Source organism: Nonomuraea sp. NPDC003727, from assembly GCF_053586935.1.
On the sequence record NZ_JBSFNE010000003.1, the window covers coordinates 33,416 to 50,392 of the forward strand.

9 protein-coding genes are annotated in these 16,977 nt (G+C 73.6%); 4 read left to right on the top strand and 5 right to left on the bottom strand.

The features are described 5' to 3' along the window. Positions 1-29 precede the first annotated feature (29 nt). Positions 30-1,004, bottom strand: coding sequence for an NAD(+) diphosphatase (gene nudC, locus ACWDLG_RS08975; RefSeq protein WP_449917646.1), 975 nt, complete (start codon positions 1,002-1,004; stop codon positions 30-32). Positions 1,005-1,296: 292 nt separating this feature from the next. On the opposite strand from nudC, the gene ACWDLG_RS08980 reads away from it, so the two are divergent. From ACWDLG_RS08980 to ACWDLG_RS08995, 4 genes are read left to right on the top strand one after another with little or no spacing between them, the layout of a single operon-like run. Continuing rightward, a complete protein-coding gene (locus ACWDLG_RS08980; protein ID WP_449917648.1) occupies positions 1,297-2,394 on the top strand; it encodes an ATP-grasp domain-containing protein in 1,098 nt (365 codons plus the stop codon). Further along, entirely contained in the window at positions 2,379-3,926 is a 1,548-nt protein-coding gene (locus tag ACWDLG_RS08985; protein WP_449917651.1) for an IucA/IucC family protein, read from the top strand. Before ACWDLG_RS08980 ends, ACWDLG_RS08985 begins: the two co-directional genes overlap by 16 nt. A gap of 53 nt (positions 3,927-3,979) precedes the next feature. Continuing rightward, positions 3,980-5,503 carry an IucA/IucC family protein gene (locus ACWDLG_RS08990; RefSeq protein ID WP_449917653.1) on the top strand — a complete coding sequence of 508 codons (1,524 nt, stop codon included), beginning with the start codon at positions 3,980-3,982 and terminating at the stop codon, positions 5,501-5,503. Between the two features lie 10 nt (positions 5,504-5,513). Beyond that, positions 5,514-6,569 (top strand): type III PLP-dependent enzyme, encoded by a 1,056-nt coding sequence (locus tag ACWDLG_RS08995; protein WP_449917656.1) that lies wholly within the window; start codon positions 5,514-5,516, stop codon positions 6,567-6,569. 22 nt (positions 6,570-6,591) lie between these two features. Here the strand turns inward: ACWDLG_RS08995 and ACWDLG_RS09000 are convergent, their stop codons facing one another. From ACWDLG_RS09000 to ACWDLG_RS09015, 4 genes are all read right to left on the bottom strand, one after another. Beyond that, entirely contained in the window at positions 6,592-9,906 is a 3,315-nt protein-coding gene (locus ACWDLG_RS09000; protein ID WP_449917658.1) for an ATP-dependent helicase, read from the bottom strand. Then, the gene (locus ACWDLG_RS09005) at positions 9,900-13,844 is read right to left on the bottom strand and encodes a UvrD-helicase domain-containing protein (protein WP_449918641.1); all 3,945 of its coding nucleotides are present in this window, start codon (positions 13,842-13,844) and stop codon (positions 9,900-9,902) included. Before ACWDLG_RS09005 ends, ACWDLG_RS09000 begins: the two co-directional genes overlap by 7 nt. A gap of 266 nt (positions 13,845-14,110) precedes the next feature. Continuing rightward, entirely contained in the window at positions 14,111-15,721 is a 1,611-nt protein-coding gene (locus ACWDLG_RS09010; RefSeq protein WP_449917661.1) for a DUF885 domain-containing protein, read from the bottom strand. A gap of 43 nt (positions 15,722-15,764) precedes the next feature. After that, positions 15,765-16,958: an MFS transporter gene (locus ACWDLG_RS09015; RefSeq protein WP_449917663.1), complete on the bottom strand. Its 1,194-nt coding sequence runs from the start codon at positions 16,956-16,958 to the stop codon at positions 15,765-15,767. Positions 16,959-16,977 lie beyond the last annotated feature (19 nt).

Here is a 16,977-nt window from a genome sequence, read left to right on the forward strand (position 1 = left end):
GCCGGGCTCGCCCGGGCCGCCGGGCCAGGTCACCAGTCGCCGGTCAGGTGGTCGCCGTACCAGGTCTCGATCAGGCGGCGGGCGATGGAGACGGGCGGCGGGAGCCGTACCTCGCCACTTTGCAGGGCGGCCAGCAGCTCGGCGCGGGAGAACCAGCGGGCCTCGGCGATCTCGTCTGCGTCGCAGACCACCTCGGTGCTGATGGCCCTGGCGAAGAAGCCCAGCATGAGGCTGCGGGGGAAGGGCCACGGCTGGCTGCCCAGGTAGCGCGGGTCGACGACGGTGATGCCGACCTCCTCGGCCACCTCGCGGACGACCGCGTGCTCCAGCGACTCCCCGGGCTCCACGAAGCCGGCCAGGATCGACAGCCGCCCCTCCGGCCACTGCGGGCCGCGGGCGAGCAGGCAGCGGTCGTGCTCGTCGCGGACCAGCATGATGACCGCCGGGTCCACCCTCGGGAAGTGCTGGCTGCCGTCCTCGGGGCAGACGCGGATGTGCCCGCCCGCCTCGACCTTCGTACGGCTGCCGCACCGCGGGCAGAACTCGTGCGTGGTGTGCCAGGCCTCCAGCGCGACCGCGTAGACGAGCAGGCCCGCGTCACGGTCACCCAGAAGCGCCCCGGCCTGGCGCAGGCCCGCGGGGAACGGCTCGCCCTCGGGGGTGTCGCCCAGGCCCAGCGGGCTCACGACGCGGCCGTTGGTGTCGGCCGTGGCGAACCCCGGCAGCGGCGCGGCGACCGCGAAGTAGGCGACGCCGTGCTCGACGCCGAGCAGGTAGCGCTCGCCCTCGGGCGCCTCCCGCGTGGTGTAAAGGATCACCTCGACCTGGTCACCCGCGCGCCTGACGAGGGTGTGGCCGTCGCTGACGAGCAGCACCCTGCTCGTCGGGTCCGCCCACGCCTTGGCGAGCCAGTCGGCGTCGCCACGCAGCAGGGCCGACCTGTCGATCGTGCCGCGCGCGAGGAGCAGGGGCCCCAGCAGCTGCTCTTCTGCGGTCGTCTCCACGCGCCACTTCCTCCCCGGAATTCGATGCCATCTTATGACGGTCGGTTGACCGTGACAGGACGCAGGGCGCCCGGTGCGTGAACGCCGGCCCCTTGTGTCAGGCAGCGTAGACCACCAGGTTGTCGCGGTAGCCGCGGCTCTTCTCGTCGAACACGAGCGAGTAGGAGCGGAGATGACTCTCATACAGGGCGATTACGCTGTCCGTGCCGCATCATGATCTCCACCACGCTAGGATCTGCCGAGTTAGGTTAGCCTTACCTGAGCCCGGGGGTGCCACGCGTTGCGGCTCTACATGACCGCTGCCAAACCGACCGACTCGGTGACCGACGGTTTCCTGCCCGCGGCCCGCGCGCTGGGCTGCGACGTCACGATCCTCACCGACCGGCCGGAGCAACACCCTGACGCCATCGCGTGCGACGTGTGGGATCCACGGGCGGTGATCGACACGATCGCCCACCACCACCGGCCGGACGCGATCTTCTCCAACTCCGACCACCTGCAGGTGGAGACCGCGCTGGCGGCGGAGTACTTCGGCCTGCCGGGCAAGGACTGGCGGGCGTGCCTGGCGGCCAAGAACAAGGCACTGACCCGCCGCAGGCTCGCCCAGGCGGGGGTGGAGAAGGTCTGGTCCGTACGGCTGGCCCCCGGCGACCCCGTGCCGGGCCGCGTGCCGTACCCGGTGGTGGTGAAGCCGCGCGAGGGGGTGGCCAGCGAGAACGTCATGCTGGTCGAGCGCGACCTGGAGCGGGCGATCGCCGGGCTGAGAGACCTCCCGCTGGTCGTCGAGGAGTACCTGGAGGGGCCGCTGCGCACCCTGGAGACGCTCGGCGACGGCGCCACGACGCGGGTACTCGGCGGGTTCGCCACCACGCTCGGGCCGCTGCCGCACTTCGTGGAGGAGCGGCTGGACTGGGCGCCGGAGGCCGACCCGCACGTGCTACGGGCGCTGGAGGCGCTGGGCGTCGGGTTCGGGGCGTGCCACACCGAGTACGTGGTCACCGCGCGGGGTCCCAGGATCGTCGAGGTGAACTACCGGGTCATCGGCGACCACTGCGACTTCCTGCTGGCCGACATCCTCGGCGTGCCGCTGTTCGAGTGGATCCTGCGGGTGCACCTGGGCGAGCCGGTTCCCGAGGTTCCGGCCGCCGGCGGTCACGGGTGCGCGGTCAGCGTGGTGGCCGACAGATCGGGCGTGGTCGTCGAGGCGCCGCCCGCCTTCGAAGGAGACGGGTTGTGGCACAGACCGCTCAGAAGCGTGGGCGACAGGGTGGAGCTCACCAACACCAACCGCGACTACCTGGGCGTGATCAGGGCGGTCGGGCCCTCGGCGGAGAAGGTCGAGGCGGCCGTCGGGTCGTTCATGGAACGGCACCCGTGGGTGATCGGATGAGGCGGCGGGAGCCGTACCTGGCCAGGAGGATCCTCGACGCGCTGCTGCGGGAGGACTACGGCGACCTGGCCAAGCGGGTCACCAGGAGCAAGGAGGGCGTGGCGCTGCTGCTGGCCGACGGCAGGCGGGTACGGCTGGCGCCCGGCCTGCTCTTCCAGGACTTCGTGGTCGCCGACGACGAGCTGCTCGGTCTCGAACAGGTGCTCAACACGCTCCAGGAGATCGCCGACCCCGCCGACGCCGAGGGTGTGGCGGCCTTCTTCGACGAGTGCGTGGAGGCCCTGCACGCGCTCGAACTGCACGACGAGCACCGGCCGCGCATCACGGGCAGGCGGCTGGCCGACTACGAGGCGCTCGCCGCCTTCGTCGACCATCCCGTCTACCCGACGGCGCGGGCGCGGGCCGGCCTGTCGGACGAGGAACTGCTGGCCTACGCCCCCGAGTTCGCGCCCTCCTTCGAGCTGCGCTGGGCGTGGGTGCCACGGGCCGACGTGACGGGCGCGGCCACGCAGTGGGGGCCGCAGGAGGGCGGCGCGGTGCTGATGCCCGTCCATCCGCTGAGCGTGGGCGCCCTGCCGCCGCGGGCCCGCCTGGCGGACGGCGGGCCGCGGATCACGGTCAGGCCGACGCTGTCGATGCGGACCGTGCAGCTCGACGACCGCACGCAGCTGAAGCTGCCGCTGCCCACCAGCACGCTCGGCCGCCGCAACCGCCGCTCGATCAAACCGTCGACGCTGGCCGACGGCGCCTCCGCCGAACGGCTGCTGCGCGCCCTGGCCGACCCCGGCATCCTGCTCGCCGACGAGCAGACCTACGCCCACGCGGGCCACGAGTACCTCGGCTGGATGCTGCGCCGCCTGCCGGAGGGCCGGATCATCCCGGTCGCCGCGCTGAACGTCCCCGAGGTGCGCGAGGAGCTCGGCGACGTGGAGGACCTGCTGACCCGCTACCTCACGACGCTGCTGCGCTGGAACGTGCGGCTGTTCGTCCGGTACGGCGTGGCCCTGGAGGCCCACCAGCAGAACCTGGCGCTCGTCATCGACGGCGGCGCCGACCTCAAGCTCCTCGTCAAGGACAACGACGGCCTGCTCGTCTCCCCCGCCAGGCTGGCCGCCGCGGGAGTGACCCCGCCGTCCTTCACCGACGAGCGGATGCTCACCGACGACCCGCACGCGCTGGCCGACGTGTTCGTCACCATCACCCTGCACCTGGCGGCGGCCTCGATCGCCTTCGGCGCGCTGCCCGCCGACCGGGCCGCCATGCTGGTACGCGGCTGCCTGGAGGAGGCGCTGGCCGAGCACGGCGACGACCCGATGGCCAAGCTGCTGCGCGCCCGCACGCTCGACGCGGTCAGGCTGACCGGCAAGTCGATGATCACCGCGGGCACGCTCGTGGCCAAGGAGCGCTCGGGGGCGCGCGACGTCAACAAGTTCTACGGCACCAGCGGGCCCAACTACCTGCGGGCCCTGTCCCTAACGGGAAACCTGCTCGTCGGCCTGCCACCCCACCGTCGTGCCGGGTCAGGACCGTAGTGGCAGTCCACTTGGCACCTTTCCCATTAGTCCCTTCTGAGGAGTGCTTGATCATGGAAGGCCTGGTCCTCGACCCGCCCGCGGCGATCGCCGAGCAGGCCACGCTGGCGGCGCTGCTGCGCTGCTGCGTGCGGGAGGTGGCGGGGCCGCGAGGGCACGTGTGGCCGGCTTCGCCGTACCTGCTGCTGACGGTGGCCGACACGCTCATCAGGGCGCGCGCGGGCGGCGGCGCCGCCCTGCGGTTCGAGGGGCCGGTGGAGCGCCTGGAGTTCGGCGCGTGGGTGCCGCTGACCGCCGACGAGCTGGTCCGGCTGGCCGAGGCCGAGCTCGACGGGCGCAACCCCGAGTTCGCCGCGCAGGTGGCGGCCAGCAGGGACGCGCTGGCGGCGATCCTGCGGGCCCGCGCCGCCGCGCCGCCGCCGAACGACCCCTGGCTGGCCTCGGAGCAGGCGCTGGTGCTCGGGCATCCGTTCCATCCCTCGCCGAAGGCACGGGCGGGCGACGACTGGCTGAGGTACGCCCCTGAAGCCCACGCCGCCTTCCCGCTGCGGCTGCTGGGCGTGCGCGAGGACGTGCTGGCGGAGGAGGGCGACGCCGCCGCCCTCGACCTGGCCGGGGTCGCGCCGCCCGGCTACGCGCTGCTACCCGCGCACCCGTGGCAGCTCGACCTGCTCAGGCCCGCGTTCGACGACCGGCTGATCGACCTCGGTCCCGGCCCGCTCGTCGCCCCGACCTCCTCGGTCCGCACGGTGTACGACCCGGTGAGCGGCACCTGTCTGAAGTTCAGCCTGGACGTGCGGATCACCAACTGCGTCAGGAAGAACGCCTGGTACGAGCTGTCGGGCGCGGTCGCGCTGACCGAGCGGCTGGCCCCGGTCTTCGCCGAGCTGTCGGCGAAGTACCCCGGCACGCGGTGGCTGCCCGAGCCCGGCTACCGCTCGGCGGCCCTCGGCGGCAGGCTGCTGGAAGGGCTGGGGGTGATCGTGCGGGCCGGCCCGTGGTCGGTGTGCTCGCCGGGCCTGACCCCGGTGCTGGCGGGGGCGCTGGCCTGCGCGGCGCCGCCGGCCGACCCGGTCTCCTGGTGGGCCGCCTACGTGCGCGTGGTCGCGCTGCCGGTGCTCGACGCGTACTTCACCCACGGCGTCGTCCTCGAACCCCACCTGCAGAACGTCCTCGTCTGCCTCGACCCCGCCGGCCGTCCCGTCGAGGCGATCTTCCGCGACCTGGAGGGCACCAAGCTCGTCGGGCACGACCTGTCCGGCATGCACCCGCGGGTGGCCCAGGCCCTCACCTACGACGCCGCGCGCGGCTGGGCCCGGGTGGTCTACTGCCTGATGGTCAACCACCTCACCGAGATCGCCGCCACGCTGGCCACGACGGACGCCGGGCTGCGCGAGCTGTGGGCGGTGGCCAGGGACGTCCTGGCCGGGTACGGCGACGCAGCGGGCCGGCCGCTGCCGCTGTCGGACCTGCTGGCGGGCGCTCCGCTGCCCGCCAAGGCCAACCTGACCGTCAGGTGGGCCCGCGGCGCCGACAGGAGCGCCGGCTACGTGCCGATCGGAAACCCCTTCGCATGACCGACTTCGCATGATCGACGAGATCGCTCCGACGCTGGACGCCCCCGCCTTCGTCTACGACCTGGCGGGGCTCGACGCGCACGCCGCCGCCGTACGGGCCGCCCTCTCCGGGGTCGAGCTGTACTACGCGGTCAAGGCCAACCCGGACCCCGCGCTGCTGCGGGTCCTCGCCCCCCACGTCGACGGCTTCGAGGTGTCGTCGGCGGGCGAGCACGCGCACGTCGGCGCCATCCTGCCGAAGGCGCGGCTGGCGCTGGGCGGGCCCGGCAAGACGGACGCCGAGCTGCGCCTGCCCGCACACCGGGTGCACGTCGAGTCGCCCTTCGAGCTGCGGCGGCTGGTCGCGGCGGGCGTGCCCGCCGACGTGCTGCTGCGGCTGAACCTGCGGGTGGAGACCACCGGCGCGGCGCTGACCATGAGCGGGCCGTTCGGCATGGACGCCGACGGGCTGGCCGCCTGCCTGCCGCTGTTCACCGACACGGTACGGCTGCGCGGCGTCCACGCCCACCTGGCCAGCGGCCTGGACGCGCCCGCGCTGCTGGATCTGGCGGCGGTCGTCCTGGCGCGGCACGACGAGGAGGTCAACGTGGGCGGCGGCATGGCCGTCTCCTACACCTCGCCCTCCGCCCGCTTCGACTGGGCCGCCTACGGGGCCGGGCTGGCCGCGCTGCGCCGCCCCGGGCAGGTGGTGCGGATCGAGCCGGGGCGGGCGCTGACCGTCTACTGCGGGTCCTACGTGACCAGGGTGATCGACGTACGGCGGGTGCACGGGGAGGTGTTCGCGATCGTGCACGGCGGCACCCACCACCTGCGGACACCCGCGACGAAGGGGCACTCGCAGCCGTTCACCGTGCTGCCGACGGGATCGGGGCCCGGCGTGGCGGACACGCCGGTGACGATCGTCGGGCAGCTGTGCACGCCGAAGGACGTGCTGGCCAGTGGAGTGCGGACGTCGATCAGGGTGGGCGACACGGTGGTGTTCGCGATGGCGGGGGCCTACGCGTGGAACATCTCCCATCACGACTTCCTGATGCATCCGAAGCCCGGATTCCACTACCTCACCTGACCCGCCCGGGGAGCCGGGCGGGTCAGCGGCGCAGCGGGACCGACTCGATCAGCGCGACCAGGCCGTCGGCGTCCAGCAGGTCGACGGGGCGGACGGTCCTGTTGAAGCGCACGTAGTGGAAGGCGGCGCCCACCCGCTCCAGCGGCACCCCGGCCAGGTGCGACCACGCCAGCCGGTAGGCGGCCAGCTGCACGGCCGCGCCGCGGGCCGCCTTGCCGGAGGGCGGGCGGCCCGTCTTCCAGTCGACCACCTCGTAGGAGCCGTCGTCCCGCTCGAAGACGGCGTCCATGCGGCCGCGCACCAGCCGGTCGGCGATCATGGTCTCGAACGGGACCTCCAGGTCGAGCGGCTCCCTGCCCGCCCACTCGCTCTCCTCGAAGCGTTCCTGCAGCTCCGCCAGCCGGGCGTCGATCTCCTCCGGCTCGTCGTAGGCGCCGGGCAGCTCGAAGTCGTCGATCAGCCGCTGCTGCCCCCACCTGGACTCCAGCCACTTGTGGAAGGAGGTGCCGCGGCGGGCCAGCGGAGCCGGCTGGGTGGGAACGGGCCGGCGGATCCTGCGGGCCAGCGCGCGCGGGTCGGTGGCGAGCGTGACCAGCGAGGAGACGGTCAGCCTGGCGGGCAGCTCCACCACGGTCTGCGTGCGGCGCCCGCCGGAGGCCCGCTCCCTGAGCAGCAGGTCGGTGTCGCGCGCCCAGGCCCGCAGCCGCTCCGCGTCGCCCTCGCCGATCTCCTCCGCGCCCTCCGCGCCCTCCGCACTCTCCACGCCCTCCGTGTCGGGCTCGTCGTCGTGCCCGGCTGTCTCCCCCAGGTCGGGCGGCTCCATCAGCGCCCGCAGCACCAGGTCGGCGCCCTCCTCGATGGCCTGCCGGCGGACGCCGCCGGGAGCGAGCGGCCAGGTGGCCTCCGCGGGCTCGGCGAGCAGCGGGTTGGTGGCCCCCTCCGCCGGCTCCGGCGCCCAGCAGGCGACCCTGCCGCAGGTGTCCCTGATCTCCAGCAGGAAGTCGGACGGCTCCAGCGGCTTGGACGCGGTCCCCCACCGGTACCCGGAGGCGATGAGGTGGTAGTGGGCGCGGGTGACCGCCACGTAGGCCAGGCGGCGCTCCTCCATCAGGTCACGGTCGCGGCAGCGCTCGTCGAAGGCGTCCAGCTCGTCCCTGGTGAGCCCGGCCAGCCTGGGCAGGTCGGCGACGTCGCCGCGCAGCGGGTAGGGCAGCTTGCGCGGATTGTCGGTCCAGCGGCTGTTGGTGACCGGGGTGGAGGGGAAGATGCTGCCCTTGGTGATGCCGGTCCTGCCCACCAGCTGCGACAGCCCCGGCACGACGACGATCGGCCACTCCAGGCCCTTCGAGGCGTGGACGGTCATCAGCTTCACGCTGTTGCTCTCACCGACCCTGCCGGCCTCCAGGCCGAACTCCTCGCTCTCTGCCGCCTCCAGGTAGGCCAGGAAGGCGCCGAGCGTCGGGTCTTCGGCGTCGCCCGCGAAACGGGAGGCGGCGTCGAGGAAGGCGTCCAGATCCGCGCGGGCCGCGACGGCGCCTGCCGTACCGGCTCGGGCCGCCACCTCGATGTCGAGGCCCATGCGGCGCTCGGCCTCGGTGATCAGGTCGGGCAGCGGCTGGTGCGTGTGCGCGCGCAGGTGGCGCAGCTCCTGGGCGAGCGCCACCATCCTGGTCCTGGCCAGCGGCGAGAACGCCTCCAGCCACTCCGGCCGGTCCGGCAGCTCGTCCAGCGCGTCGACCAGGCTGCCGCGCTCCTCGGCGAGGTCCGCGACGGCCTGGTCCAGCGGATCGGCCACGCGCTCGGTGCCCTCGCGCAGCTCACGGTTCAGCTCCCTGGCGAACTCGCCGAGTTGCCGCAGGTCCGCCGGGCCGATCCGCCAGCGCGGGCCCGCCAGCAGCCGGGCCAGCGCGTCGCCCGCGCCCGCGTCGTACAGCACCCTCAGCGTGGCCACGAGGTCGCTGACCTCCGGCACGGTCAGCAGCCCGCCGAGGCCCACCACCTCGACCGGGATGTCGCGCTCCTCGAGCGCCCGGCGCAGCACGGGGAACTGCGACCGCTTGCGCGCCAGCACCGCGATGTCCTGGGGCTGGACGGCCGGCGTCTTCTTGCGCTCCCCGCCGCCCCACGGCAGGCCGTCGGGCGCCACCTCATGGCCGAGCGCCTGCCTGACCTGCTCGGCCACCCACCGCGCCTCGTCCTCGGCGGTCTCGTGGAAGGCGCACGTCACGCGGCCTCTGTCGACCCGGTTCGGCCCCGGCACGAGCACCGGCACCTCGCGGGCCTCCATGCGCAGCGGCAGCTGGACGCGCGCGGCCACGTCGAGGACCCGGTCGCCGTTGCGGAAGCTGACGCTCAGCTGCCTGACCGGCGCCGGGTCGCCCTTGGCCGTCGGGAAGTCGGCGACGAAGCGCCGCAGGTTGCCCGACGAGGCGCCGCGCCAGCCGTAGATGGACTGGCAGGGGTCGCCGACGGCGGTGACCGGGTGGCCGGTGCCGTACAGGCTCCTGAGCAGGACGAGCTGGGCGTGACTGGTGTCCTGGTACTCGTCGAGCAGCACCACCGAGTAGCGGGCACGCTCGATGCGGCCCACGTCGGGATGGTTGGCGGCGATGCGGGCCGCCAGCGACATCTGGTCGCCGTAGTCGATCACCTCGCGGGCCCGCTTGAGCCGCTCGTAGGCCTCCACCAGGGGAAGCAACTGCTCGCGGGCGTCGTGCACGCCGATCGGCCGGCGCTGGCGGACGGTGGTCGCCTCGCCCCGGCGCTCGCGCAGCCACTCGCCCACCCTCCTGACGTCCGCGCTCGAACGCAGGTGCTCCGACATCTCACCCGCCAGCTCCAGCACGGCGGCCGTGACCGAGGGCGGGCCCAGCTCGATCCGGTCCATCGGCCCGTCGTACATCGCGACCACCCGCGAGGCCAGCTGCCACGAGACGGCGGGCGTGACCAGGCGCATCGTCGGTTCGAGCGCCTCGCGGACGGCGTGGTCGGTGACCAGGCGGGCGGCGTAGGCGTGATAGGTCGAGACGGTCGGCTCGTTGTCGAGCACCTGCGCCGGCACCAGCCCCGCCTCGGCCAGGCCGTTCAGGCGCTCCCGCACCCGGTGGGCCAGCTCGGCGGCGGCCTTGCGGGTGAAGGTGAGACCGAGGACGCGCTCGGGTTTGACCAGGCCGTTGGCCACCAGCCAGACGACCCGGCCCGCCATGGTCTCGCTCTTGCCCGAGCCCGCTCCTGCCATGACGACCATGGGTTCGAGCGGCGCCTCGATGACCGCGGCCTGCTCCGGCGTGGGCGGCAGGATGCCGAGCTTGTCCGCCAGCTCGACGGGGCTCAGCACACCTGCCCCCCGCTGTCGTTGACCGGGCAGCTCCCCTTGGCCGCGCACGTGCGGCAGCCGTCGTTGACCTTCGCCTGGAAGAACGGGCCCGACATGCCGATGGCGACCGTGTCGACCATGTCCCTGGCCCAGTTGTCGTCCCTGTCGAGCGGGGCCTGCGCCTGCTCCTTGGCCTCCTTGCCGGCGGCCTTGCCGACCTGCACCAGCGCGGCGCCGCCCGGCTCGGCCAGGCCGTGCCGTTTGAACGCGTCGAGCAGCACCGCCAGCTGGTAGACGCCGAGCTGAGGATGCCGGTCCAGCTCCTCGGGCCGCGGCTTCGAACTGCCGGTCTTGAGGTCGATGATGAACGCCCTGCCCTGCTCGTCCATCTCCACCCGGTCGACCCGGCCCTTGATCTGCACGCCCTCCGACACCATCGCCACGAACGACTCCTCCGTGGCGACGACGGTCCTGCCGTTGCGGCGCTGCCACTCCATGAACTTGGCGATCATCTGCTCGGCGACCCTGCGCTGCTTGCGGTTGAACCAGACGCCGCCGAAGTCGAGCTCGGTCCAGATGTCGTCGAGCCGCTTGCCCAGCAGCTCCTCCCCGGCCAGATCCTCGGTGGCCAGAACGGCCAGCGCGTGGACGACCGTGCCGAGACCCTGCGCCGAACTCGTGCCCGCCGCGCCCACCGCCGTCTCCAGCAGCCAGCGCAGCCCGCACTTGGTGAAGCTCTCCACGGCCGAGGGCGAGATGCGCACGATGCCGTCCGGCCAGCTCAGCGGGCGATCGTCGGACAGCGGGGTGAGCGCGTACCACTCGCTGGGATGCGCGCCCTGCACACCCTGCCTGGCAAGGCGCGCCAGATGCCGCGCCGCCTGCGTGCGCATGCGCTCCGGCTGCGCGGCGTCGGTGACCACGCTGCGCAGGTCGGCGACGAGCGCGGTCAGGTTCAGCCACCTGGCGTGGTCGTCGACCGTCGCCTCCTCCACCGCGCCCGGCATCAGCTCCGACAGGAACCTCGACGGACGCTCGTCGGCGTCCTCTCCGCCGATCGCGGTGACGACCAGCTTCTCCCGCGCCCTGGTGGCGGCCACGTAGAACAGGCGCCGCTCCTCGGCCAGCTGCCTGGCGGCCAGCGCGGCGACGGTCGCGTCCGTGGAGTCGAGCGGCGCGCCCTCGGCCAGCTCGACCAGCTCGTCGATGCCCAGCAGCGAGCCCTTGAGCCTGATGTCGGGCCACACCCCCTCCTGGACGCCCGCCACGACGACCAGGTCCCACTCCAGGCCCTTGGACCGGTGGGCGGTGAGCACCCTGACCGCGTCGCCGTCCGGGGCCCGCTCGGCGAGCGTGTCGCCGGGGATCTCCTGGGAGGACAGATCCTCCAGGAACACCTCAGGGCCCGCCTTCGGCATCCGGTCCACGAACCTGGCGGCGTAGTCGAAGAGGGCGACCACGGCGTCCAGGTCCCTGTCGGCCTGCGCTCCCCTGGCGCCGCCCGCGAGGCTGAGGTCGGTCCACCGCTCGGCCAGGCCGCTGGCCTGCCACACCGCCCAGATCACGTCCTCCGCCGTGCCCCCGGCCTGTACGGCGTCGCGGGCGGTCTGGATGAGCTTGGCCACGCGTTCGGCGGGATGGGCGATGTGCGGCTCGATCCTGACCAGCTCTCTGACGTCCCTGAGGGCGGCGATGAGCAGCTCGCCCGACGACCGCGGCGGCCCGGACCGGTCCCGGGGCGCGACCTTCCCGGCGTCTTCGAGCGTGTCGGAGCGGGCAGACGCATCAGCGGGACCCGCGGGCGCGTCGGAACCAGCGGACGCGTCGGAACCAGCGGACGTGTCAGAGCCGGCGGACGCTTCGGGACCGGCGGACGCTTCGGGACCGGCGGACGCTTCGGGACCGGCGGACGCTTCGGGACCGGCGGACGTGTCAGAGCCGGCGGACGTGTCGGAGCCGGCGGACGCTTCGGGACCGGCGGACGCGTCGGGGCCAGCGGGCGCGTCAGCGGGTCCGGCGGAGGGGCGCGCTTTCCCGGGCAGGAGGTGGGTGATCTCGTTCTCGGCGATCTTGAGGGCGCGCCTGAGCCGGCGGACGCCGAGCATGTCGGTGCCCCCCAACGGCCCGGTCAGCAGTTCCTCGGCCGCCGCCTCGTCGAGCGCGCGCGGGTCGAGGACGACGCGGAGCGTGGTGAGCAGCGGACGGACGCCGGGCTCCTGCGCCAGCGGCACCTCGTCGCCCGCCACCATCGTCGGCACACCGGCGCTCACCAGCGCACGCCTGAGCAGCGGCACCTGCCGGGTGGCCGACCGCACCAGCACGGCCATCCGATGCCACGGCATCCCGTCGATGAGGTGGGCCCGGCGGAGGGTGTCGGCGACCACCGCCGCCTCCTGGCTGACGCTGTCGGCCAGGAGCACCCGGACCTGCCCGGGGTCGACGTCCTCGGGCGCGACCAGGTCCCGGTGACCGCGCGCTTGCCGCCGGTCGGGCCGCTCCCACGCCTTCCCGGCCTCCCCCGGACGCGTCCCGGCCACCGGGGAGACACGAGCGTCCGAGGCGGCGGAAGGCCGCCCGCCGGACGCCGCCGACTCACGGGCCTGCTGACGGGCGGACGGATGACGCTCAGGCGACGGGCGGCCGTCGGGCGAAGGGCGATCGTCAGGTGAGGAGCGGCCGTCAGGTGAAAGGCGACCGTCAGGTGAGGAGCGGCCGTCAGGTGAAAGGCGACCGTCGGATGAGGAGCGACCCTCGGATGAGGGCCGACCCTCGGATGCGGGGCCACCCTCGGATGAGGGGCGACCGTCAGGCCGCGTCTGCCGGGACTGGCGCGGGTCAGGAGACGGCCGGCCGTCAGCGAAGGACCGCGGATCAGGGGATGGGGTGCCGTCGAGGGAGGGGTGGTCGAGGGAGGGGTGACGGTCGGGGGGCGTGGCGGACCAGAGGTCGGGGTAGCCGACGCTGGGAGCGGGAGCGGCGGGCAGGCGGGCGGCGACGCGGCGCGAGGCGGCCAGCAGGTCGGTGCCGCTGCGGCGCGAGACGTGGAGCGCCACCACGGGCGCGGGACGCCCCGCACGGTCGCGGAAGCGTTCGGGGAAGCGCAGGATCCCCTGGACGTCAGCCCCGCGGAAGCCGTAGATCGACTGGTCGGGGTCGCCGACGGCGACGAGGTCGCGCCCGTCGCCCGCCAGCTGGCGCAGCAGGTGCTCCTGCGCGGGATCGGTGTCCTGGTACTCGTCGACGAACACCGCGTCGTACGCCGAGCGCTCGCGGTGCCGTACCGAGGGGTCGGCGAGCAGCGCGGCGGCGGCTCTGACCAGTTCGGCGTAGTCGAGCGACAGCTCGGGGTCGAGGTCGAACCGTTCCTGGTAGCGCTGGGAGAAGCGGCCCGCGGCCGCCCAGTCCGCCCTGCCGTACTGCCGGCCCAGCTCCACCAGGCGCGCCGCGTCGAGGCCGCGCTCGCCCGCGCGGGCCAGGAAGTCGCGTAGCTCCTCGGCGAAGCCGCGCGTCTTGAGCGCCTCGCGCAGCGACTCGGGCCACAGGCGGGCGCCGTCCTCGAGCTCGCCGTGGAGCAGGCGGCGGATCTCCAGCAGCTGCTCGGGACCGGTGAGCAGGCGCGGCGGCTCCCTGCCCTCGAGGACGGCCTCCCTGCGCAGCAGCGCGTAGGCGTAGCTGTGGAAGGTGAGCGCCAGCGGGGTCCTGGTGGTGCGGCGCATGCGGCTGGTCACCCGCTGGCGCAGCTCCTCGGCCGCCTTGCGGCTGAAGGTGAGGATGAGGACGCGTTCGGGGTCGACGCCGCGCCGCTCGACGCGGTCGACGACGGCCTCGACGATCGTGGTGGTCTTGCCGGTGCCGGGGCCCGCGAGGACCAGCAGCGGGCCGCCTGGGTGCTCGACCACGGCGCGCTGGTCACGGTCGAGCGCAGGGGCCGCACCGGGCCCATTGCCTCGTCGCCGCACCAACCGCCAGGTCTGAGAACTCACAGCACTAGATTCCACCAGACCACAGGGACAGATCGTGCCGACTTGCCCGGTCTCCCTGCGCGATCCGCCCACCGTACCGGGAGAAATCGCCGCGCCCATTTTCCGACACGACCGCTTTCCTGCCGATCTGTACGGCACGCAGGGCTCCATCGGCACTGGTCGAGCCGGCGCCACGCGTCCGGCCAGGCCGGTCCCCCGCCGGACACGAGGGACCGCGCCCGTTCCCCTCCGTTTCCCCTACGTCAGATCTCGCGGAGTGCGGCGCTGAGGTTGCCCAGGCCGATCGGGCCCAGGTTGAGGGCGGCGGTGTGCCACTGCTTCAGGTCGAAGCCCGGCTTGCGGGCGGCCTCGGCACGCGCCTCCAGCCACGCCCGCTCGCCCAGCTTGTAGCTGATCGCCTGCGCGGGCCAGCCGAAGTACCTGACGATCTCGGCGTGGACGCTGTGCGGCAGCGCGCGGCCACGGTCACGCAGCGTCTCGCAGGCCTTCTCGAAGCTCCACCGGGAGCCGTCGGGCAGCGGCAGGTCCAGGTGGACGCCGATGTCGATCACGACGCGCGCGGCCCTGAGGGCCGATTCGGCCAGCATGCCCATGCGGGTGCCCGGCTCGGTGTGCCAGCCCAGCTCGTCGGCCAGCCGCTCGGCGTACAGCGCCCAGCCCTCGCCGTGCCCGCTGACCCAGGAGAACTTCGAGAAGCGCGACATCCGGTCACCCGCCACGGCGACCGCGCCGATCTGCAGGTGGTGTCCGGGGACGCCCTCGTGGAAGACGACCGACAGCTCGTTCCACGTGGCGAACCGCTCCCGCCCGCCCACCGGCCACCAGGTGCGGCCGGGGCGCGTCAGGTCCTCGCTCGGCCCCGTGTAGTACGGCGCGCCGGCCGTCGAGCCTGGCAGCAGCTTCACGTCGACCGTGCGCAGCGGCTCGGCGATGTCGAAGTGGGTGCCGTGCAGCGCCTCGACGGCGAAGTCGTGCCTGTCCCTGAGCCAGGCGTGGAAGGCCTCGGCGCCCTCGACGTACTGCGTCTCGTTGAGGTGCGCGATCGCCTCGTCGACGCTCGCGCCGGGCAGGATGGCGTGGGCCTCCTCGGCCATCTCCTCTTCGATCCTGCGCAGTTCGGCCCAGCCCCACTCGTAGGCGTCGAGCGGGTCGATGTCGGCGCCGAGGTTCTGCCGGGCGGCGACGGCGTAGCGCTCGGGGCCGACGCCGTCGTGCTCGGCGGCCCGCGGCGCGTACTCCCGCAGGAGGTAGCGGGCCGCGTCCGCGTAGCCCTGGTGGGCCTGTGCGGCGGCCTCGGCCAGCTCGCCGGCCAGCGGACCGTCGCCGTAGGCGGCGACCAGGTCGTCGTGCGTGCCCGCGTACTGTTCGGCCTGGGCCGCGCCCTCCACCGCCTGCCGTCGTGCCGCCACCAGTCCCCTGCGCAGACCTTCGTCGAGCGAGGCCCGCCAGCTCGCCAGCATCTCCGGCACCGCGGCCAGGTGCGCGGCCACCGCGCGCCACTTGTCGTCGTCGCCGGTGGACAGCAGGTCGACGCTGTCCCGCACCGAGGAGAGCATGCCGAAGGGGCTGCGCAGGTCGCGGTACTGCTCGCCGGTCTCGAACCACGCGGCCTGCGCCTGCAGGCGTTCCCGCAGGTGGTCGGCGGCGCGGCGGTCGTCGGCCGAGGTGGGCCTGAGGGTGTCGAGCTCGGCCAGCGTGGACCTGGTCAGCTCGTGCCTGGCGGCGTGTCCCTCGGGGCTGTAGTCGGTGGCCACGCCGAAGTCGCCGGTGATTCCGAGGTAGACGGCATCGATGGGGTCGAGCTGAGCCGCTCTGGTGACGTATTCATCACAAAGCCGGAAAATGGGGGTCATTTCGGCAACCGTACCGACTGGGCCCCTGGTGGGCATGTTCTTTTCAGGCCGCCGGCGCCTCGACCGCCGCCATCCGCCTCGGGGAGCCGGGGATGAGCGGTACGGCCAGGAGCGGCGCCAGGGCCGCGAGTGCCCAGACGACCGTCCACGACGACGTCGCGGCCAGCACGACCGGGATCAGGACGGGAGTGAGGAAGCCGGCGGCGAAGAGCGTGGTGCCCTCCAGGCCGAGGGCCGCACCCTCGCGTCCCGGACCCGCCATGACGGCGATCTCGGTGTAGGCGACGCCGTGCCACGCGTTGGCCAGCAGCCCGCCCAGCGCGAGGGCGGCGACGGTCAGCGGGGTGGGCGCGTGGGTGAGGACGGCGGCGCCCGCCATGACCACCGCGATGAGCACGCCGATCCCCTTGATCATGGTACGGCGGTCGCCGCCGCGGTCGCTGAGCCGTCCCGTCCACACCCTGGCCGCGCCCCCACCGAGCTGCGCGATCAGCACGACCAGGCCGGCCAGCGCCACGCCCTCGCCCTTGACGTCGTGCAGGAAGATCGCGGAGAAGGCCAGCACGGCGAACTGCGGCACCGTCAGCAGCCCGCCGGCCAGCGCGAAACGCCAGACGTCCCAGCGGCGAAGCGGGGAGGCGGAACGCTCGCGCACGACGGCGGCGACCTCGGCGGCGGGCAGCCAGCGCCACGTGGCGGCCGCGGTGAGCGCGAAGAACCCGGCCAGCACGCCGTAGACCAGCGCGAAGCCGTGGGCCTCGGCCAGCCACGGCAGCAGGGCGACCCCGACCGCGCCGCCGACGGGGATCGCCGTCTGCCGCACGCTCATGGCGAAGCCGCGTTGCCCGTCGGCGAACCAGGTCATGACCGCCCGTCCCGAGGAGCCGTTGACGCTGCCGCCCAGCGCCCCCGCGGCCACCATGCAGGCGGCCAGCGCCGCCACGGAGTGAAGGGGGACCAGCGCCATCATCGCCATGAGCGCCCCCGTCGAGAGCAGGCCGGTGAGCAGGATCCGGCGGTCGCCGTACCTGTCGGTCAGCAGTCCCCACCCGATCTCGGAGATCGCCACGCCGAGCCCCAGACCGCCCAGGACCAGTCCGAGCCGGCCGGTCGAGAGGTGGTAGTCGGCGCGCATCGTGACCCCCGTGACCGGCAGCCCGGAGAACATCGCTGAGAAGCTCGCCTGCGCGGCGACACCCAGCGACAGGACGATCCATCGGTGGTTGGGTCCTGGCACGATCAGCTCCCTGTAATAA